The sequence below is a fragment of the Candidatus Poribacteria bacterium genome (genome assembly GCA_026706025.1).
GTDB lineage: Bacteria > Poribacteria > WGA-4E > WGA-4E > WGA-3G > WGA-3G.
The window spans coordinates 13,626-38,700 of record JAPOZO010000102.1 but is presented as its reverse complement, the minus strand read 5'-3'; the positions used below and the strand labels follow the sequence as shown (position 1 = coordinate 38,700).

The following is a 25,075-nucleotide window of genomic DNA, read 5'->3' as shown; positions in this document are numbered from 1 at the left end:
ATGCAGAGTCGGGCAGGGAAACAAGCTTCAGTAGATGGATTTGCCAACGAGCATATAGCTGCTGCTATTTTGATGAAAAGATACCACCACGTTTCATTAATGGATGTTCCTTTATCGTCCTACGACCTGCTCATTGATCTTAGGAATACCGGTGAGCATGAGGATATTATCCGGGCACAAGTGAAAACGGCACGTACGAGTATTCCTTTTACAGGTGGGGGTAGAGGGGGAGTTGATAGAGAATACAAATCGGGCGTTAAGACTTACACATATTCTACCGAGACTTCAGATGTCGTCATCGGTATTCATCCAATAGACGAGAACGATAGTGCTTTTGAACTTTATTTTATTCCAACAATACTCATTGAAAAACTTGGTCAGAAGAGTATTGCTATCAGCAAGATTGAACCTTTAAAGGAGAATTACTTTATCTTAGAAAACTGCAAAAATGAGGAAATAGTAATCGAAAAAGGTCGAGAATATGGAATTCTACCCTCAAGAACCCAACAGGTTCTAGACATTTGACACATCCCTATCCATGCCCACAAACCTACCTAACCAAACAACAGGCTTTTTATGAAGGTAATAAAAAGATGAATGAAGTGACAACTTTTTCTGACTTTACTAAAGAGGAAGAACTTTTTGCTGATGTTATTATTGAGATTGTAGTGAGGACACATGAACACAACAAGCGCAATTATGAGAAAATCGGAGAGGATATTCTGCTGGAAAACATACCCTTTGGAATAAAACGTGTAGAGGATCGAGACCTTTTTGAGAATCACATCGGTATCGGTAATCTGCAAGAGATCGCCAAAATACAAGGGCGTGATGAGAAATGGAATGTAACCGCGCAGCGGATGTTAGACAAATTTTGCAACATTGGTCAAATAGTAGTGTATAGTGAAGACTATGGTATCTATAGGCTTAACAAAAATGGGTTTTTATACAAGTATTTAGCAGAAACACTTGGGCAGACACCATGAAAGGTACAAGACCCCTCAACAATAACGAGATATTGCTCGTTTCAGCATGCTTTGACGGCAGCTTTGAAATCCGTAACCGCGGGCTTTTCATGCTCGGTGTGAGCACAGGCGGACGCATCTCCGAATTGCTCAGCCTACGCGTCGGGGATGTCTACCAGAACGGTCGACCGGTAACCGATCTGCTCTACAGTAAATCTATCGTCAAAGGCGGTGAAGTCTCAAGAGCTGTTCCTGTAAACCGAGACGGCAGGCAGGGAATTGAGGATCTCGTCAGTTGGCATCGAGAGCGATACGAAAACGCCGAGGCGAGTCGTCCGTTGTTTCCATCGAGGAACGGTCGGGGCGAGAAGGGGATGTCCCGCCGAACCGCACACGATGTTTTAAAAGAGGCTTTCATCTTGGCGGGGCTGAACGGACACTTGGCGACGCATTCCCTGCGGAAAAGTTTCGCCCAACGGCTTTATGATCGCACCGGTGATATTTTCATGGTGCAAGAGATGTTGGGTCACCGGAACGTCGCGACGACCCAGAAGTACTTGGGTGTCAATTACGCGAATGTCCGGGAAGCCGTTGAGGAGATGTCGGTAAGTGATGAAAATGAACTGCACATAATGACGTTTTGGGCAGTTCGCTGAAAAAAGAGAAAGACGAGACCCTATTCCTCGAACTCGCACTCCGCGGGTATGACCTCTCCAGTTTGCACTATAATGACGAACCTAACACAGCAGAGATTGTGAAAATCTCATAATTTTGCACAATTTTAAGAAAATCTTGCAAATTTTATTAAAATTGTGATATATTAATTAAACCAGTTTTGGGTGGCACTGCTAAGACTCGGAGCCTTACTCCGTTTCTGCCACCCTCCCACCTTAGCAGGGGGATAATAAACTGGGCTGGTGAATCCAATGCTAAAGCGTTCGTCACACTCAATTTATGGAAAAACGCATTCAATGGCGTGTCAGGATGTTTTTCCCATCTATAATCACGTCTACGCGGGGAGGATATAGTAAAATGGATAATATGTTTGCAAGAGAGAGAATTCGCTTTGCCCGGGAAGTGGATAAGGCAGGTCAGTCTCGTCATTTGATGCGGGGCTTGGCACGGGACTTTGCCCGGGAAGTGGATAAGGCAGGTCAGTCTCGTCATTTGATGCGGGGCTTGGCACGGGACTTTGCCCGGGAAGTGGATAAGGCAGGTCAGTCTCGTCATTTGATGCGGGGCTTGGCACGGGACTTTGCCCGGGAAGTGGATAAGGCAGGTTGGTCTCGTCGTTTGATGCGGGATTTTGCATCGGACTTTGCCCGGGAAGTAGATATGGCAGGTCGGACTCGTCAGATTTTAGCACGGGACTTTGCCCGGGAGGTAGAGATGGCAGGTCGGTCTCGTCATTTGATGCGGGACTTGGCACGGGACTTGATGCGGGAGGTAGAGATGGCAGGTCGGTCTCGTCGTTCTTTAACCCTTCGCTTAGAGAAAGATATAAAGCGGTTTTCTATTCCAAACGAAGATGTAGACTTCGTGCTCAGGGTATCTCGTCCGATTCCTATCCCAGAAGAGACGAAAATCGTGATCAGAGTATCTCGTCCAATTCGTATTTTGGATGAAGATGTGGACTTTGAACGCTAATTCCTCGGCAGTTACTATCACTGGTGAAAGTGTACTGCGAATTCCATTCTACGTGCAATTTTTAGGCTTAATATCCTATATTTACCAAGAAGGGCGGGAACCTACTCCCGTCCTTTCGGTTTTAGTATGATGAAACCCTTTTCCTCAAACTCGCACTCCGCGGATACGACCTCTCTAAACCCCTACGCGAAGATGACGAGGAAACCGCCGAAATTGTCAAAATCGGATAAATTCATAGAAAGGATTTACAATGAATAACAACACACGCGATATATTTGCTGACGGGTTAGATATACTCAAAAGGTCTGTGCTTTTTCTTTTATATGAACAACACAAGAAAGATCCACCTTTCTTAACAATCACCGATATTTATCCACTGCTTGACATACAGCAATTGAAGCCAAAACAACAGTCCAGAGTTGACCAGTTGGTTCATGGTATTCTTTTACGTCTACGACATAAGAATTATGCGGAATATATAGGACCACGCGGAGAGTGGCAAATCACAGGCGGAGGCGTATCGCGCATAAATAACGACTCACGCAATACTGATGTTGCTATGGGGTTAGAGCGATTGGAAAAGTCTGTACTTCTTGTGTTACATAGAGCGGGCTCTGTCTTAGAAATGAGCGAGATTCACGATCAGCTTGGCATACGACAATTGACACTAAAAGAAGACGACGCAAAACATGACCATTTGATTTGGAGTATTCTTGTCCGTCTGGAATATGAGGGGTATACAAAATGCGTAAAAGGAGGCGCGAAAATAGGAGAATGGCAAATCACAGACAGGGGCGTATCACGCATTAAGGACTAACACTTTCCCCACCCACAATCCCTGCAGTGCGCGCCGATATTAAGGTGCTTGTCTCTCGTATCAAGGTAATCATTGGCTTCACCGCTACGGCAGGCGAAATACGGCATGGCGAAGACATGCAGAGATGAAAAATACGAAAGTCGCTACGCTCCATTTTTCACCACTGCCGCCAGCCAATACCGCGCTGCCTCCGCTACACGCTCCCTCGTGCAACGCCCCAATAAACGCCGAAGTGCGCATTTTTAAAGATAAGGCACGCCCTGCACCTGAGAGAAAATAGCAGGACAGCGTCCACCCTGTGCTGCCATTTTTCTCCGCAACTTTCGCAGGCGTTAACGCTTCATATATATTATGTTTTTTAAAAAAACCTTGAAATTTTCGCAGCCTGTCGCAGCCTGTCGCAGCATTTTGCAAATTTAATCGGTTGAGGTACTGCGAAAAGACAATTGACAATAAGGTAAAGTGTGGTGGTGGTGTCAGCAGTCTCCGCGTCGCGCTGGCGGGGTTGGTGCTTTTGCTTTGGGGTTTCTGCTCTGCCCGCGCCGTTGTTGCGGGCAGGTTTCCGTTCCGTTCGGTGCGTTTTCGTTACGGCTGGCGGAAGGCAAGCAATTTCAAAACGTCACTGGTCACGCTGCCGCGCAAGCGGTAGATTTTTCGCAGGACAAAGATGCGCTGTGCCGTTCTGCTCTCAGGGTGGGGCCCGCAGAAACGGCAGGCGCAGGAATGCGAAAAGGAAAAAGACGCTTGCGCTGCGTTCTTGGTACGATTGGCATGCTGCGGAAAGACAACACGAAAACGTCACGATAAACGACATTTACAAGGCTGACGGCATACAGGGTTTTGGATATACCAGTGGCGGGTTTACGGCGTGGGAATAATCGGGATAAAACACAAGTATTATATGGGTTTATGGTCTGAAAATGGCATAAAAAAATATAAAAAAAAATTGGATTTTTTCACTTTTTTTCGCAAAAAAAGTTCATTTTTATTTGACATTTTGATTAAAATGTGGTATCATATATATAATGGAAATGGCGAAGGGAAACCGCCAAGTTATACCCTCCGCCGATGCTGTTAAAACATCACGATAGAACATCAAAAGCCACGTCCAAGCCGAACCGGTTAGACGGGCAACCTGCCAAGCATACAAAGCACCGCGAGGCAGATAACCGACTTTAGATCGTCAATCGCTTCTTTAATTATAACCGTTGACGGTCTAAAAGTCAACGGAGATTTCAAATGTCAAATCCTTTCATTGTTGAAGATGCCCGCGAAATCCTTTTCGCGGAACCCACCGATCTCCCATCGCTCGACGCTCTTTCCCTCGAGGAGCAGATAGAACGTGCCGAATTCGAGCTGAAATGCGCACAGGCACATCTTGATGAACTGCGCGCACAACTCGCTTCTGTTCAGGCTGCTGAAGATGCACACCTTGATGCACAATATCAGCAGCATCTTGAATATGAGTACGGCAAAGCTTCTATAGAGAGCGATGTCGCTGATAATCAAGTTGTCATTCGAGAATCTTTTTCTTCGGATCGCGATTGGATAAACACCCGATGGCGCTGCTGGCAAGAGGACTACCGATGTGAACGCCCTGAACCGGTCACCTGTGAAGGGTGCAAACGGTGTTATTTGCCGCATCAGTCTGCCGGCACGATGACCTTCCACGGTCGTCGGCTCGTTTGGTGTGCCAACTGCGAATCTGAAGAAAAAAACGGGTAGGGGTCATCCCCCTGCCCTTTCCTTTTTTATAGGAGCAGAATGATGAAAAAACGATTGTCAGACGCGGACTCCCGCGCCATGATCAACTCGAAACCGTATATCGACTCGTGGCAACCCATCGCTGCGCACATGAAACGGCTTGTCCCACAAATCGCCGAGAAACACAAAAAGCACAAGGCAGCCGCCGCTTCTCGAAAGAAAACGGTCACGCCTGGTGCCGCTGGCAATATCCGTATTTACCGGATTAGCCATCTCGGTGCAAAGGATAAACTGATCTTTGAGGGATCGGTTTTCGATAAAGATATGGAACGGCGGGCACAGACCTACGCGAACCGGACGGGTTACCTCGTCCGGTGTCTGCGGCACGAACCGCATCTTATCAAAAGTTTCAAGCCGCGCGTGTGGCGAGAAAACAGCGATGCACCGCCCATCGTGGATCCAGATGCACCGGAACCGATACGCGGACTTGGCTATTCCGCCCACCGCGCGGATACCGGGATATTCTTTGATGACCGCAAAATGGCACCTCAATCGAAAGCCAACGTTATTGCCTGGTTGAACCCAAGCAAATACGGCGGCTTTTGGTTGAAGATCGTGCAAGCCGATATTTTCAAGCTCAGAAAACCGATCCCAAAAGAGATAACGGCTTTTGGGGATGCGGTTGACTGGGTTCTGAATCATGGGGAATGGAGATAATGGAATATATTCTGTTTAGAGCGGAGGATTACGATGAGTTTATCGTCCTCCGCGGTAAACGGGTCAAAACGGAAGAACATCCGTTTTGGCCCTTCTTTCACGCGACTTTCATACTGGACAAGGCGAGTGCGCTGCGGGTCGGAAACGAACAGATAACCGTTTCGGAATCAGAGATCCTATCGGATTGCGAAGTTCCGGAAGTTCCGGTTGAAGCGTCTGTTCCGAAACCGACTGCCCCCGTCCAAAGTCCGAAGCCGAAACCGCCAGTGCAGTTAACCCTTTGGGAAACTGTCTGAATAAACAACACGGAAGCTGGCATCGCAATTGCGGTGCCAGCCTCTATTCTCTAAGTGGAGCAACGCAATGAAAATCAAATTTATGTTCCACGGTTCCGTTCTCACCGGCTACTTTATACGCCGATTGGAAAATAATCGGGTTCTTATCTATATGCCAGAACGATACCGCGTTTTGAGGTTCCTAAGAGATTATGATTATCATTTTCTTAATCTCGACGCGTATCATTTGGCGATACCGGATAAGTCCACAGGCGTACCACGGAACCCTGATTATCAAAAGTTTGTTGATAAGTACCCAGTATCATCGTAAATTAACGGGACGGTCTTATGATCGTCCCATCATATAACCGGCCCCTTCGGGGGCCACAACATAGGAGATACACACGATGCCACAGGTCAAACCCATCGTAAAAATCCATTGCGCTGCCGCTTATTTTGCTTTCGTTTCACGCGATATTAAGGAGATCGCTGACGCTTTCGATACCTCTGACAGAAGCATCAGACGCTGGGCTGAAGATGAAGAATGGGAGAAAGCACTCAATGAGTGCAGGTACACCGGTGATCGCAACTTCGAGACGCAGCCCTACCGCGACATTGAGCGTGAAGCCGGTGAACTCTTTGAAAAAGCGCGCGAAGCCTATCAGGAAGCAATCAGGGCAGGAGAACCGAAACACCGGTGGGCAACGATCGCTGGTGATACCGTCGGCTTACCGCGGCGACGCATACACGATTGGGCAGTGAAATATGGGTGGCGAGAAAATTGAACGATATTTGACAAGTATTTTGACAAGGAACTGTCACACCTGTAGGCTTAGCTCTATCGTCGATACGCGCGATTTGTCGTGATCTTGCCCCAATTCCTACCGAATTCGCACCACTGAACACAATTTTTTTACGAATTTTCGGGAAAAAATACCGAATTTGGCAAAAAAAACGCATTTTTCTTGAAAAAATACTTGACAATTAGGTGTATATAGTGTATAATATATACATAAGAAATGGAGGGTGGTAGGACACCCTCCGGCAACGAAAACCTGAGAACCGATTTTGGCGTTGCGTTTTAATATCATACCAGAACGCCCCGCCGAAGTCAATATCCAAATAGGAGAGAACAGATGAAATTGAAAGACCGTTTGATGAACCTATCCAGTATCGAATCGCAATGGGGTATCTGGGCAGACGCGCCCTTCACAGCCGATTCCGATTCCCGCGTCGGACAGACCCAGTTTGAAAATGGCGGGTTGCTCGACGACAAAGAATTCGTCGGCACGCTTGACAGTTTCAACTTTGAAGTCTGCGAAATCTCGCTCGGTTGGTCCGAAATCCGAGACGGCGCAGCATACGGGATTGATTCTGTTATCATCAGTGGCGACCCTCATATCTCTGCTGAAAATCTCGTTGATATGATTGAATCGAATATCGACGAGGATGCTGCAGTGATTGTCTCCGTTGATGAGGTCGCGGCATGGCTTGATGATGATGATAAGGAAGGATGCAATCTTGATGTCGCTGAAGCAGGAGATTGCGTTTGGCATCTTTCCTTTGAAGATTTAGATGTTCAGCAGCAAGTTGAGGACGCGATTGATGAAGCCGAAGAAAACCGGCTTGAGCGGATACGGCTGAGTGCATAGTTTTTTATAGTTCCAATTTGAGAAACGCCCGCGGGAGCGTCCAATCCCGCACTTCTACAGGAGGCGGGATAATCCAATGCCAAAAAAAGATACGGTTAAGAGGCCTACTGCCATCACCCCGTCAGCTTTTAAAAAGCGCGTCGGACGAAGCCTAAAAAGGATTCGGAAGACGGCGGGGTTGACCCAGACAGAATTCGGGGAACGCATCGGGATTGCGTACTATCAGGTTTCTCGCTATGAGCGCGGACTTGATGAGATCTCGCTGTGGCTCGCGGTTCGGGTCTGTGAAGAATTTCATGTAGAATTGCCCGATCTTATCAAAGAAGATATCCAACCGCTGGTGACAACAATCGAGGAAGCCGTCGCGATTCTGGGTGAGTTGTCATTTCCGGTTGCAGATTGGAAGGATGGCGTAATTTCTGCTGCTGAACTCATAAAAGTCGCGAATGCTTTTGATTAACGGAGAATTATCATGTTGGACTTTGAAATCATACAACGCGTAACCCAAGCCGAAGACATTGACCTCTCGATTAATCTCGAAAATCAGGTTGTCGTCGTTGCGGGGACCCACGGACGCACCAAACGCGTCAAACGCACTGTTTACAGAGCGCGGTTTGAAGGGGAAACCTTGATCGGGAATATACACCAAAGGAATTCCAAGGATAACCCCTGGCCTGTATACATGTTTAATCCGCAAAGACATCACTGGGTGCCACGCGAAGTTATGAAAATGCAGACAGAACGGCTCACCAAAGAGCAGCGAATCCACCGATCCGAACAGAGACGAGAAAGGAAATAGCAGATGGCTAATAGAAGTACAGCCGAAAGGGACATCCATATCAGTGTCGCCGCGTGGATGTTCGCGACGCAGACCCGTGACGCTGGCGAAATCGCAAAAGCGATCGGGGCCAGCGACCGGACAATCCACCGATACGCCGAGACGGAGCGATGGGACGAGGTACTGCAAATTCTCGGCTACAACGGTGAACGTAACTTCCGGGTACGAAAAGCAGGACGCAAACGGAAAACAGACGCTTAACCCCAAAACGCCCGAGGCGCATCAGGTGCCCCGGGCGTTTCTGCGGAAATACAATTATTGTTCGTGGGGCTCCAATTGCTCCGCGCCCCAGTTCCATGCATATCCGTCGATGGTAGGTCTCGCGAAACCGTCACGGCTCAACGTTGTTGTCAGATCGTGCCATGTTCCGCCCAGAGAAAACTGGACATCGCACATTAGTATTTCGCCTTCAACAGATACATTTGACAGACGCAACGACTGATTCAGCATCAGCAACCCTTGCACAAAGTCCATGCCTTCTGCCCATCTTTCCCGTTCGCGGTCTATTTCGATGTGCGGTCTGCTGTGTGCCTCGGTTGTGTCGCAGCTCGTCGGCACGGATACGTCCCGCAATCGGACATGTGCATGGAAGTTCGTCGCGACGAACCCCCCCACGATCTCATCAATCCCCTCACCGGGGTGGTCTTGAATCTCAAGAAAGTATGCGTCGATGGCTCTAACATCGTGTTTGTATGCCAAGTGCGCGAAGATATAAACCGGTTGCGCTTCGCTATCAAACATGCCGTCGGGGGGTGTCTCATCCATCAGCGCATCGTCCCCAGATGTATCCGCAGTATGCAGATGAAAAAGCACAGACGCAACCGTGAGTATCGTCAAAAAACCGGCGATGTAAATCAGTTTCTTAATCATGATATTTTTCCTCGGTTAATAGTTGTCAGTTACCAGTAACCAGTTTCCAGAAGGGAAGTCTCTTTACTGGCAACTGGACACTGGTGACTGATATAAGTTTTATCTTGACCTAACCTTCCGATTACGCTTGCGTCTCGGTTTCGGCTTGATGGGGTTCTGTTCCTGTGCGGACCGGAAAGCGACTTTTTTCTCAAAGGCTGCGCGGTCTGCTGCCTCTCGCACAAGTTTCTGTCGCCGCTGAAATGCAGGACTTGAAAAGTATTCTTCCGGCGTGATCTTGCGCGGGACAGTCTCAACTTCTTTTTCGGGCAACGTTAGCAGCAGTTCTTCTGGACTCATGATCCGGTTTCCGTGTCTATCCATGCGTTACCTCTTGTAGATGAAATGGTTATACGTGTGCTTCCACGCCCGATAACATCTGCGATGTATACCATTTTTGATGGGTTGTAGCCTCGTTTTTCGAGATGTCAATTTCCAGCCGATCTGAAACAATTTGATAGGTTCAATGAACCACTTGGCAAGATGATATAAAACAGGATCTTTGTCGCGATCAATCACAATAAATTTCCCATGAAAACTGTATGCTATGGTATTCATAATATCCTTTCTTGTGATGGCGGGGTCTCTAAACCCCGCCTATAAAAATGTGTGGCACCGGATATGCAGCCCACACACGACAGCAGCCATAGTGAGGTTCGCGGCATATCCCACTCGCCTCGGCTTTTTAAATGACTACCTAAAATGACAGTTTGATTGCAGCAAGTGTCGCCAGTTCCTTCTCGATTTCGCTGTCATACGTCTGGAGTCCGAGATCGGCACCGACTTCGAGGCTGATGTTCTCGCCTAACTCGAAACTTGTGGACGCGGAGACAACTAACTGGTGAGCAGGCGATTCGCTCGGCGAGATTTCAGGCAACCCTTTCAGCGAGAACACGATCCCGCTCGGATGCGATATTTCTGCATAGAGCAGTGCCTTTAACGCATTGCCTTGCTTGATAGTGAGGCCTGTCGGTGCAGGATTCAGACTATAAAGCCCAAGCGATTCAAGTGTTGTCGGATCGTAGCCTAACGCTTCAAGCGTGTCACCGGCATTCGGGGCACCGATCTGCCCAGCGTTCTGACCCTCGACACCTAAGCCCGCGGTCACATGAAAAACACCGATGTCTTGTTCCGGTGCCTCAACAGCGACTCCGATACCGGAAACACGACCGGCTTCGGCGTTTTCATATTGTTTAACCAAGCCGTTGGTGTAGACGTTGAAATCCCAATTGTGGAAGGATGTACCGATTTCGGCATGGTACTTACTGCGGAGCAGTGTCCCGCCTTTCTGTGCGATCACCGCGGTGTAACCCTGCAAATTGCCAACCTCGTAAGGTGTAGCACCCAGCACGCCCCAACCGCGCTGTCCGGCAACATCGTTATACGTGAAAGCAACACTCGATTCGTCGACCGTTGTCGGTAACTGCGCTTGGGCGATCGCGCCGTAAAGCATGAGCATTGCAACGATTGTGGCTGCCCAAAACCAAAGTCTCGTCTTCTGGAAATACATGATAAAGTTACTCCTTTTCTGATTAAAATGATGCATCGTCATTTTGCGATGCTATACGCTTTCTGTCGCGTGGTACCGGTGTTCCACAAACACCCGCCACTTGATGATCTCGAATTTGGAGATAGCACCTTCGCTACCTCTCCACTGCCTGAGCCGTGTCTTTTCTGGATTGACACCCTCAACACCGAGCGTCGGGTTACTGTTAATGAGCCGGGCGAGCGAATAGTGCATATCGGATGCCTGATCTGTCAGGTCTTTGAGATGCGGTTCCTCTTTCATGACCGCAGTGACCGCAATCGGATATAGCTCATCGACGTAACCGACGACATCTGAATCCGGCGCGTCACCGCCATCGCCAACCGTCAAGAGCAATGCCGGGATCGCGCCTTGCTGATCCAGTGCTGTCCAGTGGACAAACCGTTTCTGGACAGTCTTCACCTGGATAGGGAACCCGGATTCCTCTACAGGTGCTGTGAGCGTCCCGAATATCTCCGTGAGCGCATTAATGATCTTTGCCCGGCGGTGCGTTTCCATTCTCTACCTCCTCTTTTTTCGTCATTTGACTCACTTTCTCGGTGGTATAGAACCCGACAAAGGAGCCGAACCAACCTATAGGCGCGCCGATCATGACACCGACGAGCGTATCATTGAGCAGATCGCCATCCCTTGTGAACCACCAGTCTGTGGCGAACACGCCAACGATAATCATCACGGACAGGATGAAGATGTACCGCATACACGCCTTTAGCTCTTGCACGGTGAAACCTCCATTTTTATTGGCTGTCAGCCATCAGTTAAGAGGTCTTTGATGAACCTAACCCCTCTTAACTGATAACTGACCACTGAAAGATTTTTCGCAGAAAAATCGTACTGAAAACTATTTAGCTGTTTTTCCGATGTTCGCAACAATCCATTGCTGGTCGAGCAGCTCACAGAGTTCTATAATCTCGGCACGCTGCCCGGTGCTATCCATCGGTACTTCGAGCGTAATCGTGGCGAATTCTTCCTGCTGTGGCTCGCCTTCTTTATCAAATTTCATGGGCGTTATCTGAATCTTTTTCAATCTCGCATCCATAATTTTAACTTTCCTTGCGGTTCGGTGAGGTGTGTCTGTAACTTCAGAGTGCCTCTCCGTGCGTCCGTCCTCCATTACATTACGGACTACGTTTGTGATTTTTCATAAGAACTTGCTTAGCAAAAACGCGATGACGACCGCAGCAATTGTGGAGATGCTCTGTGAGATTGCGATTCGGTTAGCGACCTGTTTCTGGTACTGCTCTTTCCATTCATTGAATTTCGCGATCTCTTGACTGTGTGCGTCGATTTCTGCGCTATGCTTGTTGAGGCGATGGGTATCTATCTGGACATTCTGCTCAACGAGGTGCCGAATCGCGTTATGATCCGACTCGTTTTTTTCTTTCATGGCTTTGAGATCGCCACGTATCTCTCCGAGCTCCTCGGTGACTTTCACCTCTAAGGCGTGCAGTGCGTCCAAAATCTGTTGTTCAAAATCGTTCACGGTGTCGTCCTTTTTATGCGAAAATCGCGATTCCGAATTTGCCCTGATACATTCCGCCTAAACTGATAATGTATTTATCGTTTTGGGGCTCAAGGATAACTATTTCGATGCTGCCGTCGGGTTGACGGACGGGCAAAATGGCGTAAGCATGACCGCCTGAAAAGTCTAAACAGATGCCGACGCTGTTTATGTGAAATTTCATTGCACATACGACGGCAAGTGCGAGTGCAAAGTTATCACAGTCAAAGAATTCACTGATATATCTGATACGGTCAATACCGGTATAGTCGAGTGCACCACCCCAACCCTCTGAATTCAATATTTGGTATCTTCTGTCACATGGTAACACCTGTATGCCGGCACCAAGGGGTGAACGTTCGACGGCTGCCTTGATTTCGTCAGCAGACGCTACGGAGATGTGCTTTTTTATGAGATTGCGTGCGGCATCTTCTGCTTCAAGTTCACGGAGCGCGTCCTCACCGACAGCGACAACAAACTGGAGTTCCTCTATGAAGTCCTTCCAGCGTCTGATGCCTTTTCCTTGCCAGTTGAGTGCCTTGCATAGTTTCTTGAGTGTCATTAATGCTTTCCTTAATCGTGCGCTAATCCTGAAAAGCCGTCGTGTTCGCGAGCCCAATCGTCTTTTTCGCCGTCGGGATGGATAACCCGATGCGTATGTGTTGCCCCGTCATGTGTATGCGTGAAAGAATGCGCATGATAGCCGGCAGGCGGATTGTGGTAGCCCGATTCCGTGTAGGTTGCACCTGCTGTAACAGAGACGGGATCATCTTGATTGACGTAGACTGTTTTTACGACTTCAACAATCTTTTCAACAGGTACTTCCTTGATGATAACGTCTTTTTCTGAGCAAACTTCTTTGATGATGGTTTGCGTTCTGCCAACAAAAACCTCAATTGGCACTTCTCGATCAATAAATTCGGTCGAAACACGTTCGATGACAACCTCACGATCAACGTATTCTATTTCAGTTACAGTTTCTTTGATTATCCTGTCAACAACCACTTCAACACGGACTTCATGAATAGCAATAAGCGTTTGTCCGTCCTTGCCATCTTTGCCGTCGCGTCCAGGTATCGTCTTGATACAGAGCCGATCGAACCCGTTCCAAAGGCAAACAAACCCGTTTTCTTCGGATTCTATCCAGCCATTAAACCCTTCTGGTCCCAAGCGACCGGTGTAGGGGATTTCACACCCAAGTCCAAGTATGAGACAGAGGCACAGCAGCGTCAAAAGCGTCTTCATCTTAAAAAAGTCTCCTTTCCACTTCGGCGATTTCTTCTCTCTCCCATTTCTCTGTGAGTTTCTCGATATTCTCATCTAACCGTCCGCCGACCAAGATGAGTTCGTACACAGGGCGCGCCCGCGTACCTTCGCCTAACTCATGCTTTTCAGGATAGTTCTCGCCATAGGCAGCCTCGAAATAGCCGCCATCGACACCGAACACCATCTCACTCGGTCCGAAACGGGCAATGTTACCAGGGTGCGATGTGCTTGTTGCCGCTTGGATATAGTTATCGTCGCGACGCAACATCGTTTTCCCCGGATGCGTGATTTCTTTCTCTGCCGCATAAATGGGATCCAACGGGGGCCATTCACCGCGGCCTTCTGTCTCAAAGACCTCTGCAGACTCACCCGCAACCAATGGCGCGAGGAAATCCGAGAACAACCGCGTCCGATCTGTTAACCGGCTCTCAAGCTCGGTAACGTACGCCTGTAGTTTTGATAAGCCGTCGATTTGTATGTCAAACATCGTCTATCACCTCTACGGAATTTCGTCACCTCTGAGTTCGAGTATCATCGTATCACCGAGCGGACGGACACGATGTACCGTCAGTTCGCTGCCATCTGCGCGCCGTAGGATGTCGCCACCGATGATGTCCGGGTTCGGTTTTTCGAGCAACGCTGCCCAGCCTGTACCGCCGGTCGCGACACCGGAAGCGACTCGAATCAAATCGCTTTCAGGTGCGATCAGGCACACAACGTCTTCAGCGACGGTCATGATGTTACTTTTCACAAACGCGTCTTGACGGACGACGGTCACTGTCTGTTTGAGTTGGGGCGGTATTCTGAATCTCATAGGCGTTTATATCCCTGCCATAAAATAAAGATAGAAAGATAAAGCGGGATGAATACTCTCGGAATCGTGAACACCAGTGAAATGAGCATAAACGCACCGCCGACCGCAATGGTGCCTATCATCAAAAACGATACAAAAAATATGATACGCTCTCCCAAGCCATCGGCTTCATCGCGCGCTTCACGCATAAACTGCACAACCTTCTCTATTCTTTGATTTATCATCGGTCCGTGTACACCCTCCTGTAGGGATAGCTCGGTGTTTCGACTTCCGATCGTTCCGTGCCAACCGCACCGAACGGGTTGCGACGTTTCCGTTGCGTTGACGCGCTACCGGCTTCAGTGGCGTTTTCTATGATGTCGTTCACCAGTTCGTCGACTTTCGAGAGATGGAACGCCCGTTTCGCTTGCCAGTCGATTGTCTGAACTTCAGTGACAACCTGAATAAGCGTCTGCCGCAACTGCTGCGGCGCGGTGATACACAACACCGCTGCACACTCGTGCATCATTGCTAACAGCGCGTCGTCGAGGTTATCACCGGTAAGCGAATTGACATCGATACCTGCAGCTTTCAGACGCTTACGAACCGCGCGTTCCGCTTCCGGCGCGAAAGGGTGTTGCGACAGATAGTCGTCTGAGATATGTTCCGCAGTAACATCCGGCGCAATCAACCCTCTTATGCCGTCATAGTGTGAACTCGTCAAAACAGTTGCCATCGATTTCTCCTAAGATGGATCAACAACCTTCAGAATATCGGTGCTGGCGTGGTTATTCGGGAGTCCGCCCATCTGGATGATGTAGCACGCCTTCTTCGGCTGATAGGATATCCAGCCCCAAATCTCGGAGCAGACGATGTACTCAACCTGTTTCAGCATGTCCCGCGTCGTCTCGATGATGTCGGTGTTCATCTGCGTGACGAACTCAATCGCTTTCCGCAGATCGTAAGCGATATAGGCGTTGTATTTGCCGCCGCGCTTCGTCGTGCCGTTGGACTGGAACCATTGCAACCGGTCTTTTAACGCATCATGCCAACCGATACCGATGCCTTGTGACAGCTGGTTCATGACGCGAAACGCGCCACCGAAGCCGCTCAGCACAGCGTTATCGCGCTCAATCAATGCGCTCATCATCACGTTTGTCCCGGAAATTTTTGCGAGTTGGATGTCCGTGATGTCGTCGTCGTAGCCGATGCCGGAGGTCATCATGTAGGAGCGTTTGAACTTTTTCTGGAGTGTGAGCCACGCCTTCGGGGTCATGGTTGTTGCGTCTTTGTCCAGATCGGTCAGCGGGATAATCGTGCCACCGAGGCTGTTTTTCCCGTCGTCATTGGGCGCACCTGTCAGCATCACTTCAAGCCCTTCGTCGACTTTCGCCATTATCCGCTGCACTGCGATTTCCTCTACGTGTTCCATCGCTTTGTCAATGAATTCGACTTCGCGAAGGTGTTCGTAGGTGAACGGAATCGCGAGCATCCGCTTTTTCGGGCGGATCGGACGCTCAGAGGTCTCGAAGGTTGCCATCGGAGGATCGGAAGCCGGGGTTCGGCGTTCTTCACGGAAGGCGGCTTCGTCGTATTTCAGGATGGTGGCGCGGTAGTCGCTTTTCGAGGTTTCGGCGTAACGACTCGTGAGCTCTTCGAGACGGATGTCTACTTCTACGTCCTGGTCCCAGTGTGCCATCGCATCATAATACGGTGTGAGCGTGGAGCCGGGCTCGGTGTCATAGACGCTATTGAATGTCCCAGCGCGTTCCCATCTTGCGCGACGTTCTTGTTTCCGGGCTGCCGCAGCGATCTGCGGGGCATAAGACACGCTCCGATACGCGTTGAGGCACATCTCTTTGAGCCAGAATTCTCTTTTCGGATCGCCGATTACATCTTCACAGCGTGCCGGCCAGATACCCGCAGCCGGGTTGCACTCCGTGTGCATGTCTAACTCGTCAGTGATGACTTCCGCTGCGGAGAGCCGCTCGTCGTCCGGACCGAGCTCGCCATCTTTCTCTGGGTCGTATTCGGAATCGAGATAGGCAGAAACCGGCATACCAGCATCAGCGGCTTCCTCGACGACTTTTATCCGCTCGCCCTCGTTATTAACCCGATCTTTGAGTTCTCGTGTGTTTAACACTGCTTTGTCTCCTTTTTGCGGTACATGTAGTTTCCTTAACCGTGCGTTTGTGCTACAATGTACCTGTTGAAATTCAATGAAATGGGGGAATCGGTTTTTAGCGAAGGTCCGGTTTCCCCTATAATTATGCACCCAGCGCGACGAGGGCATGCGTCGTGTCGGAATTATGCACAGAGCCTTTCCCTTTGAGCGCATTCACAAGGTTCGTGATCTGTGCGCGTGCGGCGTTATGGACGACTAGTTCTTCTGCCGCGGTATCAAAATCGGCGGCTTCAATATCCGCGAGGGCTGCCGGTTCCGTGGCGGATTTGACGTATCCTTTTGCCGAACTCGCACCGAGCGCACCGACAATCTTATCGCCGCGTGCTACAGTCGCATTTTCGCCCAGCGGTAAATTCAGACCGCCGAACATATAGGCACCGGTGAATTTGTGGTCGTCGTCAACGCTGATCACCTTGCCGTCGATTTCATCACCATCCCCAACGAGTTCACCTTTGCCGTCAGCGTTAATCTTGAATGCTTTACCGACAGCCTCAGAGCGGTTGGGTTTCGTGATGTCGTACTTAATCGTTTTCCCGTCGCCTTGAAAGGTCGTGGTCACTAAAAACGGGTGTTCCTTTAACATTTTCTAATTCTCCTTTATTAGAGTTGCCAGTTGCCAGTACCCAGTGGCCAGTTAAAAGCGGTTTCGGATATATCCAAAGTCTCTTACTCTGGTAACTGATAACTATCGTCTCCGCCCGCGTCGTTTCCGATCGCGCGCACTTGCCTGCTGTTTCTCCGGTGGCGGTTCGTGCGTATCGGTGGTGCTGCGACCCTCAGGCAGTTTGGTATCACCGATTTTCTTGTTGCTCTCGATCGCCTTCTTCAGTTTATCGAGCGGCAGATCGGCGTAATACTCGCGGTGGTATTCCTCATCAAAATCGTCACCGTGTGCACGGATGCCCTGTTTGATGCCTTCGTCAACGCGCGCTTGGCGATACGCTTTGCCGTCTTCTGCATCGAGCGTCAGGTCCGCGATTTCGTCTTTCTGTTCCTCAACTTTCTCGCGGAGGCTGGTCATTTCGGCTTCAAGGGTTCTGACAATCTCATCGGGTTCGTCGGTTGTCTTGATGGTTGGGATGTTCAGTACTTCGCGTAATTTCGCGGTCCATTCTTGGTCTGTCATGATTTCCTCCATGAAACTGCGCATCTCTCGCTTTTTCTCGATGGCAGTGTTTCGGTTAGACCCAAACTCAACGAGGCTGACCCCTTTGAGCCGGGCATCAAAGACGGTATACGTGGCTTTTACCGGATCCGGCTTACCGTCTACTTTGTAGTACTTCCCCATTTTGTGGGGGCATTTGTCATCGCCATCCGGTTCCCAATCCCAAAAGGAATAGCGTCGGATCGGGTTTCCACAGATGTTACAAATCTCACGTGCTTGAAAAAACTCCACCGATACCTGGTTGACAAGCTGGAGTTTGATCGCACGCATCAACTTTTCGCTCGACTTGAATCGGCAGGAGGGGTCGTCATACTCAAAATCTTTCGGGATAGCAAAATCTATCCATAACTCGTTATCCGATGTCAAAGTTGCGTTCCGAGACCGGCCATAGCCAAATGACCGGTAGGGATGATGGTCATTTAGCACAACGCCTAACTTGTCTTTGGCATCATCTCTAAAATTCACAAGCGTTGTGTCGGGATCCATGATAGAGTTGTGTTTATCGAGTTCCGCATTGCTTGCCAGAATTCGGAGCCAATAGAGATCGTCATCGTCTTCCGGCAAGTCCTCCGCGCCCAGCGCACGAGTAGATATGATTCCAGGGATATAGCGTACATCTTCCACGGGGTTTACTCTCCTTTCTGAATTGTGTAGGGTGCCCACTTGGCAGCATTCGAGAGGCAACTATCACAATGTTTCGCCGCGACGTTCAAGAGCCAGAACGCCTCGATTGTGTCTTTTTTCTCGTTGATCTCCCACCGACACTTACACCGCGATTTACAAATCTGGTTACCGTCCGCGGGGTATTCCGGCAGTTCTATGTCGAAACTGGCAGCTTTCGCGCGCTCATGGGACGACTTAGACGATTCAATGTACATTTCCGATCGCGCCGTGATCTGACTCGCAGACAAGTTACCTGCCCGGACTTCCTCCCCAAACTTCTGAAGGAAATCAAACTGTTCCTTGATCACTTCGGTCAGCACATCCAGATCGGTTTGGAACATCGCATTCCGACCGCCGCGGGCAAGCATATATTGTGCGTTATTCACATCGCGAACGCGTTTGCGCATATCAAGCAACCACTCTTGGACGGTAATTCGCGAGTTGATTAAGTCGTCCGTCAAATCACTGAATTCGCGACTGAGATCAATGAGATCGTCACGCAACCGCAGCACTGTGTTGGAAGAGACGGTCTTTTTCGTCTTGGAATTCCGATACCGTTTCGTCAACTGGTTCCAGACCCAATCGCCTTTTTTCACAGTATCAATCGCATCGGTCTGCGTCATGCCGGTAACCCTGGCGTTCAACAGATTCTTGTAATCAGAAGACATCACATCTTCAAAAGACTCAATCGCGGATTCCAAGAACGCCGCAGTCACTTCAAAAGTGGATGGCACGACAGGGAGCGGATCTTCCGAACCATCTGGGCTAATCGTTGCGGCTCTTTCGCCGTCAGTCTCACTGCCACATTCACGACAGGTTTCCGGGTCCCGACGGAGATGGTCATGTTCACGGCGTTGAATTTTGTATGTTCCGAGACTGCGCATCCCGGAGGAGTGCTTATCTTTTTCTGCCTTGTACTTATTGACCTCATCCTCATACGTCTCGTCATCGATGCCCTCCATATCGCGTAGCTCTTTGAGTTTCTTGAGGTTGTCGATTTTGACACCCTCTGCTTCTGCGATTGCCTTAACATCTTCGGGATCCGGTGTGTTCTCGAAATAGAACATCACCTCACCCTTGACACCCTCGGCTCGCAGCACGTATCCCAATTCCGTTGACAGCGTACCCGCAACGGTGGACTGGATACTCGATATATCTATCCGGTAATCCTTGCGTTGCTCACGAGCATGTGTCTCAGCGACGTTCTCGTTAGAGTGCTGCTTAATCGGTGTACTACCCGTTGCGCGACCGACACGCCTGTCATACAACCGCATCAGCCCGTCCACTAACCCAAAGAACGAGCTTTGCATCTGTCCACCGGTGGGCATGTTCACTTTCACGATGTCTAAATGCCCGTACCCTTCGTTCGGCTTCAGACGGGAGTACATCGAGTTGACACCGTTAATGAACTCCAGGATAAATTCGTCTTCTGCCTCGACATCACCGATAATCTCTGGTGGCATGAAATCCTTGAGTCTCTCGCTGTCAATCTCAAAATCGGCACGTGCCCAACCTTGTGATTCCAGTACCCTTCTAAAGTCGTTCATGACACCGAGCATCCGTACAACGTCAAGCGGCGCGGATTCCAACATTGACTTGCCAAACGGTTCATTCGGTCCGGCATTGAACGGTACGTACATGACTGTCGGATCCTCGTGCAGATACACCCATTTCCCGTTCTGCCATTGACCGAGTAGCCATTCGTCCTCGACTCTATGGAACCGCGCAACATACGGATCCATCACTGCGATGTCTATCGCCATATCTGCTGACTCGTTGAGTTCGAGTTCAATGAACATAGCACCGCCTTTATAGATACCGGCGAAAATCCGATCCAAAATCACATCAAAGTCGTGGTGTTTCGTCTCCAGCCGTGCGATGAAATCGTCTATAACCGGTGTCGCACTTTCAGGCTCGACTTGGTAATACCAAGATTCGTTACAGTTCCGCAGAAAATCCCTATACGCCTTGGCAACCTCCGGGCTGATGCTCGTGACAACCTTCATGAACTGATCGACAGGTAGATGCAACAGCTCTTCTTCGGTCCAGTTTTTCAACTGGAAGACGCTCCGGGTCCGTTCGGGTGGCGCGACATGGTAGAGCGTCTGTGACTTGAACGGGTCCTGCATGGAGACCCGGCCCCCAGCAAGTGCCCGTGTGTTTCGGGAACGTGCAGCTGCTGCTGGGTTCCGACCGAAGATTCGTTTGTTGAGGTTGCTAAGTGTCCGTTGTAGATTCATGTTTGAAAGTGTTCTAAAGTTTAAAAGTGTTCTAAAGTGTTTTTGCTTGGGTGTTTCTTCTAGCAACTTCACAACTTTAGTTACACTTGCAAACTTTCTTACTGCTATCTCCTCATCGTAACCGAACCGTGAACGACGCGCCCGGAGCCAACACTTTGTTTCGTTCCCAGGCTTTGCACTAAATACCCGGTGCCATCGACACCATGGTCGTCGCCAACCGTATCCTCATCGTCTTTGCTCGTGTTTTTCAACTTCTCGTTATAACTCAAGCTCTCAAACTCATCTGTCACTTCCAGTGGCCGGTAGTCCTCCTTGAGGTCTTGATCGACTGGATGCACCAACCGGTTCCGTAAAAACATAATCGCCGGTTGACCGGTTGCATCGACTTTCAACCGCTGCTGGACAGCCTGGATTTGTGCGACCTTATCCTTTTTTGGTTCATTGACACGGAAGCCGGCACGCTTGAGCTGCTCAACACCATCTTGGTCTGCAGAGTCTACCGCGGCATACTGGATACGGTCGTAGCGATCGCAATTGTCTTTTATCAGTTGTATCAATTCGGGTTTTATGAGCTGCGATAGATAAATTTCTTTGTAGGCGTACAATCTGTCATCGGGCGATTGTGCCCACCATATCACACTCGCAGGACCGCGGTAGCCCCAATCCACACTCAGATACCGTTTCCAGTTCGGCATAATCGTTGCGTCAACGATATGGATTTCAGGGTCAAACTTCTTAAAGACTAACCCTTCACCCGCTCCCCATTCACCGAGGAACCCGCGCTTGAAACGCACGCCCTCAAGATTTCGGAGTTTATCGACACGTCGTAAACCGCTCGGCGAGAACATGTCTATGATTTTGTCGATAAGTTTCGGACTCGGATCGTTCGCAAATTCCCTTTTGAATTCCGCTAATCGCGGGGACTCCTGATCTGCGATAATCTCAGGGTTGTCCAAAAACGACATCTTGAAATATGCGAGTTTCTGTTCTTTCGCCTGCCGTCGTATCCAGTGGTGCGACACGCTCGGATTACAATCACCGGTAAGGGTTGCAATCGGCATGATGCCAGCACGCTCGGAAACTCGCGCTGTCAACTCGTCCCACGCCTCAAAAGGTAAGAGTTCCGCTTGGTTAACAAACCCCGCATCAAAGAAATCGGATAACAAGTTATTCGGTTGATCTAACCCATTGATCCAAATCCGGCTGCCGTTCCAATACTCAAAAAACTCCGGTTTTTCGCCGCCATACCGCGTGACTTCTGTCGGTTTTGGATGATCCCGACTCGTGGGCTTATACCCAAGATATTTCTCGAACGTCGGGATAATGTTCCGATACACGCGGTTCAGGCTACGATGCACGAACGTCATTCGCGAACCCGGATACTCATTTGCGAGCATGTCCATGTAAGCAACACAACCGAAGGTCTTTCCTGCGTCATAAGTGCCACCTGCGATCTTCACGCTCGCATGCGACCTATATAAATCCACCATTGTCCCATAGGGCATATAGCCGTCAGGTGAATATTTGTAGACAGGTTGTTTGCCATACATTAGACTTTTCTATCTTCTAATTCCTTCTTCGGCAGGTTTCTCAAAATCTCCTGCATGCCCTCTTGGTAATGTGCGACAACAACAATTCTGTCTTCAAGCGGTGCGTTCTCAAGTGCCTCTTTCTCGCGTTCTGTGGTTTTCGCTTTCGCATCTTCCTGTGCCTGACGTGTATTCGTGTCGTAACCGTGATGCTCGAGATTCCAGCGTTTCATCAATTGATCGAGCGTCGCACCTAACCAGCGCAGACTTTTTATCAGGTCAACCTTATCTGCCATTGTCGCTTTGGTGTAAAGTTCACCTTCAATCGTTTCTGCGGCATCGTCAAGCACTTTGTCAAAGAGCAAGAGTGCTTTGTTAATTGTCACTTCATTGTCGGCTTCTGTGCGCTTCAGTTGCTTGGAAATCTGGTCGAGTTTTTCATCGGGGCGTGTTTTTGTGGCGACCGAAGATGTATCTGTGGGCAGACTATAGTAGAATCGGTCCCGAACCACAACTATGCCATCTTTCTTCAGAAGACCCAACCGCGACTTTAAATTGCGTTCTTGTTCGGGCATCGAGGCGTAGATGTCTTTTGAACGCATCTCGCCCTTTTCTTTAAGCAAATTGATGATGTACTGGTCAAGCCGGTGTTTCATTTTTTACCTTCAGACATGTTTCAGACATGCTTCAAACATGTTTCAAACACGTTTCAGACAGATTTAAAACATATTTTTTTAGATACCTATGCACCGTCAAATGACGAAGCCACACAACCGTTTAATGTTCTGCTTTCAATTATAATGTGGAGGGGTTGGTGTCTAAAATGGGAATTCGGTGGGAAAACAATACAATAGCAATACAATAGCAATACATTTGGGAAAAATAGGGACGAAAACAGTTTCAAAACGCCTGAAATTGTGCTATAATTGTTGGTAGTATTTTAACCCTTCCCCACAAGGAGACAGCATTGCCCGCCCGAAAAATGAAACCCGCCTCTTTCAGGATGCCGCAACAACAACTCGATTGGCTCGATTTAGAAAGTCAAAGAACAGGCTTGCCGCAGGTTGAAATCGTCCGCCGCGCAATTGATGACTATAGAGATATTCAAGCAGAAAAAGAACGGCGACAATATCTCACACCTGAGCAGCTGCAGAATATCAGAGAAGTCGCGCGCCTGAAAGGTGTCTCTGCCGTGCAGGTTGTCCGTAGCGCAATTGATAGGGAAGTCCGATTCGTGACGAAATTGACACGAAACAAAAAGGAGGGATAGATGCGAAACAGGATGAACGTACCGGAAGAATATGAACCCGTCTTGCCGGGGAAGGTCGAGGCATATATCGAAAAGAAAAAGGCGGAATCAGAAACGGAAGGGCAAACGATCTGGTATCAGTGTGTCGATCGCGTAGACTATTTCGCGAAGGATGGACACAAAAGCTGCCAACAGGACGGCGTATCTATTTTGGGTGACGTGCTATCAAACCCCGATAACGAAGGCGCGCTGATGGTTACCTTTGAAGATAACCGGCTCTTTACGATCCAAAACGGCGCAATGCTGCCCGCAAAGGCAAAGTAGCCTCTTTTGTAGAATAGGCTGTTAGCCTGTTCAATGTTAGCCAAATGGAAAAGGAGACAACACATTGAACGATATACGTACCCAACTCCCCGAATGCCCGCTTGAATACGAAGTGCCATTCATCCCCGGCAATCATACCGCTCTTGTTATCCCCATCAATGCCGCAGATATTGATTGGCAAGAGAAGATGCTACCCTGGACCCTCGCCAGTCTGATTAATAACACCGATCTCGTCATGAAAGGCGTACATCTTTATATAACGTGCGAGGACAGCACCGAAGACCGTATCCAAACTGCGCTCAAAAACTTTGACCTGCCTCAGTACGACACGACCATGATCAAAGAGATCGCAGCCCCGTTTATCACCTTCGGAGAACACGGGTTCGGCTACGATTCTATCTGTATGTGGGATGTCAACTACTGGGCGTTCCGCGGAGACAAAAACCAAATCAAACTCCCACTCGGGCACGTCCTGCAGCATAATTGGGGTTGGGGGGTCGCGGATTATAGCCTCCACAGCGCAAACACAATTGAAACGAAAGCGTCATGGATGCCCCTCGAACATCTAAAAAGGAGTGGGATCGATACCCCGACGACCCAAGTGCAACTGACACAGTATTTTATGGATGCTGGCAAACGCGCACGCTGGCTACATGATGCGAACAGAGCTGTCTACGGTGAGGGTTATGACAAAAAACAGGATCCACCGAATGTTGCGAGTTACCTGTTCAATGGAAATGGCGAACCGAACTGGCATATCGATACATCCATTCTGCAATACCACGCCGCAGGCCTTGTCGGGGAAGCATCCGAGTGGTTCATAAAATGGAAACATCTCGGAATGGATGCACTCACGGCACTCTATCTGATAAAAACTGGCCAACACGCCTACAACTTCTGCGATTCACTCATGATTGAGGGAAACACCTGGGAGCAGTTTACCCCGAAAAACCCATACCTCCCACCATACCCGCGCCTCTGCAATATGCAGCACGGCACACCCAAAGGCTACAGCCACGCCATCAAACAACTCATGGGCGCGCAACTCGCCATGAAAATCTGAACTTAACGTTTTCCCTATTACGTTAAG

The 25,075-nt window shown here is 49.2% G+C and carries 38 protein-coding genes; 19 read left to right on the top strand and 19 right to left on the bottom strand.

The genetic code is table 11. From position 1 onward, the window contains the following. From OXH00_26120 to OXH00_26045, 16 genes are all read left to right on the top strand, one after another. Window positions 1-525 (top strand): hypothetical protein, encoded by a 525-nt coding sequence (locus OXH00_26120; protein ID MCY3744508.1) that lies wholly within the window; start codon window positions 1-3, stop codon window positions 523-525. A 68-nt stretch (window positions 526-593) separates the two neighbouring features. After that, on the top strand, window positions 594-986 hold the full coding sequence (locus OXH00_26115; GenBank protein ID MCY3744507.1) for a hypothetical protein: 393 nt from the start codon (window positions 594-596) through the stop codon (window positions 984-986). After that, on the top strand, window positions 983-1,621 hold the full coding sequence (locus tag OXH00_26110) for a tyrosine-type recombinase/integrase (protein ID MCY3744506.1): 639 nt from the start codon (window positions 983-985) through the stop codon (window positions 1,619-1,621). Before OXH00_26115 ends, OXH00_26110 begins: the two co-directional genes overlap by 4 nt. Before the next feature lie 451 nt (window positions 1,622-2,072). After that, window positions 2,073-2,612 carry a hypothetical protein gene (locus OXH00_26105; protein ID MCY3744505.1) on the top strand — a complete coding sequence of 180 codons (540 nt, stop codon included), beginning with the start codon at window positions 2,073-2,075 and terminating at the stop codon, window positions 2,610-2,612. Window positions 2,613-2,862: 250 nt separating this feature from the next. Next, the gene (locus OXH00_26100) at window positions 2,863-3,429 is read left to right on the top strand and encodes a hypothetical protein (GenBank protein MCY3744504.1); all 567 of its coding nucleotides are present in this window, start codon (window positions 2,863-2,865) and stop codon (window positions 3,427-3,429) included. 105 nt (window positions 3,430-3,534) lie between these two features. Beyond that, window positions 3,535-3,675 (top strand): hypothetical protein, encoded by a 141-nt coding sequence (locus tag OXH00_26095; protein MCY3744503.1) that lies wholly within the window; start codon window positions 3,535-3,537, stop codon window positions 3,673-3,675. A 428-nt stretch (window positions 3,676-4,103) separates the two neighbouring features. Continuing rightward, window positions 4,104-4,307: a hypothetical protein gene (locus OXH00_26090; protein MCY3744502.1), complete on the top strand. Its 204-nt coding sequence runs from the start codon at window positions 4,104-4,106 to the stop codon at window positions 4,305-4,307. Window positions 4,308-4,668: 361 nt separating this feature from the next. Continuing rightward, window positions 4,669-5,154, top strand: a complete 486-nt coding sequence (locus OXH00_26085) for a hypothetical protein (protein ID MCY3744501.1) — start codon at window positions 4,669-4,671, stop codon at window positions 5,152-5,154. A 39-nt stretch (window positions 5,155-5,193) separates the two neighbouring features. Next, a complete protein-coding gene (locus tag OXH00_26080; GenBank protein ID MCY3744500.1) occupies window positions 5,194-5,850 on the top strand; it encodes a hypothetical protein in 657 nt (218 codons plus the stop codon). Further along, the gene (locus OXH00_26075; protein MCY3744499.1) at window positions 5,850-6,146 is read left to right on the top strand and encodes a hypothetical protein; all 297 of its coding nucleotides are present in this window, start codon (window positions 5,850-5,852) and stop codon (window positions 6,144-6,146) included. The genes OXH00_26080 and OXH00_26075 overlap by 1 nt, the downstream gene beginning before the upstream one ends. A 67-nt stretch (window positions 6,147-6,213) precedes the next feature. After that, entirely contained in the window at window positions 6,214-6,456 is a 243-nt protein-coding gene (locus OXH00_26070) for a hypothetical protein (GenBank protein ID MCY3744498.1), read from the top strand. 76 nt (window positions 6,457-6,532) lie between these two features. After that, the gene (locus tag OXH00_26065) at window positions 6,533-6,910 is read left to right on the top strand and encodes a hypothetical protein (GenBank protein MCY3744497.1); all 378 of its coding nucleotides are present in this window, start codon (window positions 6,533-6,535) and stop codon (window positions 6,908-6,910) included. Between the two features lie 351 nt (window positions 6,911-7,261). Then, window positions 7,262-7,777: a hypothetical protein gene (locus tag OXH00_26060; GenBank protein ID MCY3744496.1), complete on the top strand. Its 516-nt coding sequence runs from the start codon at window positions 7,262-7,264 to the stop codon at window positions 7,775-7,777. A 76-nt stretch (window positions 7,778-7,853) separates the two neighbouring features. Continuing rightward, a complete protein-coding gene (locus tag OXH00_26055; GenBank protein ID MCY3744495.1) occupies window positions 7,854-8,237 on the top strand; it encodes a helix-turn-helix transcriptional regulator in 384 nt (127 codons plus the stop codon). A 12-nt stretch (window positions 8,238-8,249) separates the two neighbouring features. Beyond that, a complete protein-coding gene (locus OXH00_26050; GenBank protein ID MCY3744494.1) occupies window positions 8,250-8,576 on the top strand; it encodes a hypothetical protein in 327 nt (108 codons plus the stop codon). Window positions 8,577-8,579: 3 nt separating this feature from the next. Next, window positions 8,580-8,816, top strand: coding sequence for a hypothetical protein (locus tag OXH00_26045; GenBank protein ID MCY3744493.1), 237 nt, complete (start codon window positions 8,580-8,582; stop codon window positions 8,814-8,816). Between the two features lie 54 nt (window positions 8,817-8,870). Here OXH00_26045 and OXH00_26040 read toward each other — a convergent pair whose 3' ends face one another. From OXH00_26040 to OXH00_25950, 19 genes are all read right to left on the bottom strand, one after another. Beyond that, the gene (locus OXH00_26040) at window positions 8,871-9,485 is read right to left on the bottom strand and encodes a hypothetical protein (protein ID MCY3744492.1); all 615 of its coding nucleotides are present in this window, start codon (window positions 9,483-9,485) and stop codon (window positions 8,871-8,873) included. A gap of 99 nt (window positions 9,486-9,584) precedes the next feature. Further along, on the bottom strand, window positions 9,585-9,848 hold the full coding sequence (locus tag OXH00_26035; GenBank protein ID MCY3744491.1) for a hypothetical protein: 264 nt from the start codon (window positions 9,846-9,848) through the stop codon (window positions 9,585-9,587). A 373-nt stretch (window positions 9,849-10,221) separates the two neighbouring features. Then, window positions 10,222-11,034 (bottom strand): hypothetical protein, encoded by an 813-nt coding sequence (locus OXH00_26030; GenBank protein MCY3744490.1) that lies wholly within the window; start codon window positions 11,032-11,034, stop codon window positions 10,222-10,224. A 51-nt stretch (window positions 11,035-11,085) separates the two neighbouring features. Continuing rightward, window positions 11,086-11,568 carry a hypothetical protein gene (locus tag OXH00_26025; GenBank protein MCY3744489.1) on the bottom strand — a complete coding sequence of 161 codons (483 nt, stop codon included), beginning with the start codon at window positions 11,566-11,568 and terminating at the stop codon, window positions 11,086-11,088. After that, window positions 11,537-11,791: a hypothetical protein gene (locus tag OXH00_26020; protein ID MCY3744488.1), complete on the bottom strand. Its 255-nt coding sequence runs from the start codon at window positions 11,789-11,791 to the stop codon at window positions 11,537-11,539. Before OXH00_26020 ends, OXH00_26025 begins: the two co-directional genes overlap by 32 nt. Window positions 11,792-11,911: 120 nt before the next feature. Continuing rightward, the gene (locus OXH00_26015; GenBank protein MCY3744487.1) at window positions 11,912-12,109 is read right to left on the bottom strand and encodes a hypothetical protein; all 198 of its coding nucleotides are present in this window, start codon (window positions 12,107-12,109) and stop codon (window positions 11,912-11,914) included. Between the two features lie 102 nt (window positions 12,110-12,211). Then, window positions 12,212-12,553, bottom strand: a complete 342-nt coding sequence (locus tag OXH00_26010; GenBank protein MCY3744486.1) for a hypothetical protein — start codon at window positions 12,551-12,553, stop codon at window positions 12,212-12,214. A 13-nt stretch (window positions 12,554-12,566) separates the two neighbouring features. Further along, window positions 12,567-13,133: a hypothetical protein gene (locus OXH00_26005; protein MCY3744485.1), complete on the bottom strand. Its 567-nt coding sequence runs from the start codon at window positions 13,131-13,133 to the stop codon at window positions 12,567-12,569. Between the two features lie 11 nt (window positions 13,134-13,144). After that, complete coding sequence (locus OXH00_26000) at window positions 13,145-13,816, bottom strand: hypothetical protein (GenBank protein MCY3744484.1); 672 nt, start codon at window positions 13,814-13,816, stop codon at window positions 13,145-13,147. A gap of 1 nt (window position 13,817) precedes the next feature. Beyond that, window positions 13,818-14,324, bottom strand: coding sequence for a hypothetical protein (locus tag OXH00_25995; protein MCY3744483.1), 507 nt, complete (start codon window positions 14,322-14,324; stop codon window positions 13,818-13,820). A 12-nt stretch (window positions 14,325-14,336) separates the two neighbouring features. Then, complete coding sequence (locus tag OXH00_25990; GenBank protein MCY3744482.1) at window positions 14,337-14,651, bottom strand: hypothetical protein; 315 nt, start codon at window positions 14,649-14,651, stop codon at window positions 14,337-14,339. After that, complete coding sequence (locus OXH00_25985; GenBank protein MCY3744481.1) at window positions 14,648-14,875, bottom strand: hypothetical protein; 228 nt, start codon at window positions 14,873-14,875, stop codon at window positions 14,648-14,650. The genes OXH00_25990 and OXH00_25985 overlap by 4 nt, the downstream gene beginning before the upstream one ends. Next, window positions 14,872-15,366: a hypothetical protein gene (locus tag OXH00_25980; GenBank protein MCY3744480.1), complete on the bottom strand. Its 495-nt coding sequence runs from the start codon at window positions 15,364-15,366 to the stop codon at window positions 14,872-14,874. The genes OXH00_25985 and OXH00_25980 overlap by 4 nt, the downstream gene beginning before the upstream one ends. Before the next feature lie 9 nt (window positions 15,367-15,375). Continuing rightward, window positions 15,376-16,773: a hypothetical protein gene (locus OXH00_25975; protein ID MCY3744479.1), complete on the bottom strand. Its 1,398-nt coding sequence runs from the start codon at window positions 16,771-16,773 to the stop codon at window positions 15,376-15,378. Between the two features lie 124 nt (window positions 16,774-16,897). After that, complete coding sequence (locus tag OXH00_25970; GenBank protein MCY3744478.1) at window positions 16,898-17,398, bottom strand: hypothetical protein; 501 nt, start codon at window positions 17,396-17,398, stop codon at window positions 16,898-16,900. A 102-nt stretch (window positions 17,399-17,500) separates the two neighbouring features. Beyond that, a complete protein-coding gene (locus OXH00_25965; protein ID MCY3744477.1) occupies window positions 17,501-18,604 on the bottom strand; it encodes a hypothetical protein in 1,104 nt (367 codons plus the stop codon). Between the two features lie 5 nt (window positions 18,605-18,609). Next, complete coding sequence (locus OXH00_25960) at window positions 18,610-20,883, bottom strand: hypothetical protein (protein ID MCY3744476.1); 2,274 nt, start codon at window positions 20,881-20,883, stop codon at window positions 18,610-18,612. A gap of 104 nt (window positions 20,884-20,987) precedes the next feature. Continuing rightward, window positions 20,988-22,433: a hypothetical protein gene (locus tag OXH00_25955; GenBank protein ID MCY3744475.1), complete on the bottom strand. Its 1,446-nt coding sequence runs from the start codon at window positions 22,431-22,433 to the stop codon at window positions 20,988-20,990. Further along, window positions 22,433-23,068 (bottom strand): hypothetical protein, encoded by a 636-nt coding sequence (locus OXH00_25950; GenBank protein ID MCY3744474.1) that lies wholly within the window; start codon window positions 23,066-23,068, stop codon window positions 22,433-22,435. The genes OXH00_25955 and OXH00_25950 overlap by 1 nt, the downstream gene beginning before the upstream one ends. A 311-nt stretch (window positions 23,069-23,379) precedes the next feature. Here OXH00_25950 and OXH00_25945 point away from each other — a divergent pair, with 311 nt between their 5' ends. From OXH00_25945 to OXH00_25935, 3 genes are all read left to right on the top strand, one after another. Continuing rightward, complete coding sequence (locus tag OXH00_25945; protein MCY3744473.1) at window positions 23,380-23,682, top strand: hypothetical protein; 303 nt, start codon at window positions 23,380-23,382, stop codon at window positions 23,680-23,682. Continuing rightward, complete coding sequence (locus OXH00_25940) at window positions 23,683-23,985, top strand: hypothetical protein (protein ID MCY3744472.1); 303 nt, start codon at window positions 23,683-23,685, stop codon at window positions 23,983-23,985. 64 nt (window positions 23,986-24,049) lie between these two features. After that, window positions 24,050-25,048 carry a hypothetical protein gene (locus tag OXH00_25935; protein ID MCY3744471.1) on the top strand — a complete coding sequence of 333 codons (999 nt, stop codon included), beginning with the start codon at window positions 24,050-24,052 and terminating at the stop codon, window positions 25,046-25,048. Window positions 25,049-25,075: the final 27 nt, after the last annotated feature.